2 pseudogenes are annotated in these 1740 nt (G+C 60.9%); both read right to left on the minus strand.

Annotated features, from left to right (window positions below):
• Nucleotides 1-724 (minus strand): annotated as a pseudogene (locus A1351_RS24570) (integrase); the annotation flags it as partial.
• 170 nt (nucleotides 725-894) lie between these two features.
• Nucleotides 895-1740, minus strand: a pseudogene (locus A1351_RS07345) (hypothetical protein); the annotation flags it as partial.

Below are 1740 nucleotides of genomic sequence, written 5' to 3' on the forward strand. Positions count from 1 at the left end.
GTAACAACCAGTTGATTGGGGGCGTCAGTTCGCCGTTCACGGCATCCGTGCGCCAAACCCCGTTATGCGCGGTCGTCCAGATCGGCACGCCCCGCCCTTGGAGTCGGCGCTCCTCGAGATAGGCCGAGAGTCGGGCACGCCGACGTGAACGACGTTCGTCCAGCGTGAGCCGCAAATCGTCCGCAATCAACGCAGACTGCCGTCGCTCGAGCCGGGTGAGTTCAACGCGGGCCGCAAAAATATCGGATGCGAACACGGTAACGTACTTCAGTGACCACTTGAGCAACGGTGCGATTATCTCTTCGGGCATGCGAGGCGTACGGTTCTCTCCGTGGGTAAAACGATATCCGGCCACCTGGGACCGTGTCCGGCCGGGCCATGGCTCCAGTCGCAGGCGAGTGATCGGAAGATGAGCTCGGTACGCATAGAGATCGAAGACTATTTCGAGAAGCTGAGCGGCGACAATGCGCTGTCGAGGACCATCGAGGAGTAACTTCGCATAGCGGTCGAGACAACCCTGGGTAACGCGGGCCACGTCGCAAACGCCGAACTCGGCATGGACGAACTCAAAGAAGCGGCGAGCGCGGTTGAATGCTTGGCGGACACTGGCAGGTGGCAAACGTGGGCGATAGCCGGGCAAATCAACGTTCAGCCGCGCATACAGATACTCCCGAAGAGCTTGCGCGACCCCCGCATTCGATACACTGTCGAAATGCACCGTCACATGGCATCGTCGCGCATTCTCCCGGAACACGGCGGGACTGAGATCCCAGCTCGCATCACAATAGCGAGAGAGGTGCTCCCGGACGAACCCGGGCCGAAGAGGCAAGCTTGTCAGCACCGGCCTATCATCTGGAACACACGCCGCCAGCCGCGAAGGCGAGACCGCTGAGTTCATTGGAGAGACTCCGGCGGCAGATAGATCGGACTCTCGTCCGTTGCCTGCGACTCGCGGGCATTTTCGATGACCGTATCGCTGAACGAAGGAAGAATCTGATTGACGATCCGCGCGTGAGCACGTCCGAACTTTGTTCTCCAATCGCCAGCGGGAAGCCCGCGGCGCCGATCTTCGATGAAAGCCAGAAACGAAAGGATAGCAGGGAGTTTTCGCGCGGTGATCACCGCGCACGAGCACTCCAGGCACCCCCAAAATGGGACTGGACAGGGAGCGCCGGCTTCGCCATGAACGCCGGCATAGAACCCGCCACAACTAGCCAACCAGACGTCCTGCTCTTCAACGAGCGGTGCGTCCGGATCGCTACCGGAGGATACGTTCGCTATGGTTGCCGGATGTCCTCGCCAGACCTCTCCCTGTTCGGGTGTCAGGACGAGTGGCGCGAAAGCTGACGACACGGCATCCTGCAAAGCCTCGGCAACGGTTGCTTGATGAAGCGGCCGGAGTGCCGGCACATCGGCGTAATGTCTGGCGGCAACCTCGGGGGTGTGACCGACCGCAAAGCGGGCCATGTGGCCTTCGGTCTTAAGATACCACAGTGCTTTATGGGTCTTGCGGAGTCGGGAGAAGAGAAGCTGCAGCGGACGCCCGTCGTCGTCGACAATACCATGCCGCCGCGTCCAAGCATCGACAAGCATACGTGGATGCCGAATACCAGCCGTGAACGCGCCGGCGCTGCGGTACACCCATATGCAGTTGCTCGGATGGTGGCGACGCGCCGACGCCGTCAGCTCTAACAATTTTCGGATCAGGCCTCCAGGAGTCATCAAGGCTCCGTCGCGAAC

Origin of the sequence: Methylosinus sp. R-45379 (assembly GCF_001644125.1) — a bacterium.
Taxonomy (GTDB): Bacteria; Pseudomonadota; Alphaproteobacteria; order Rhizobiales; family Beijerinckiaceae; genus Methylosinus.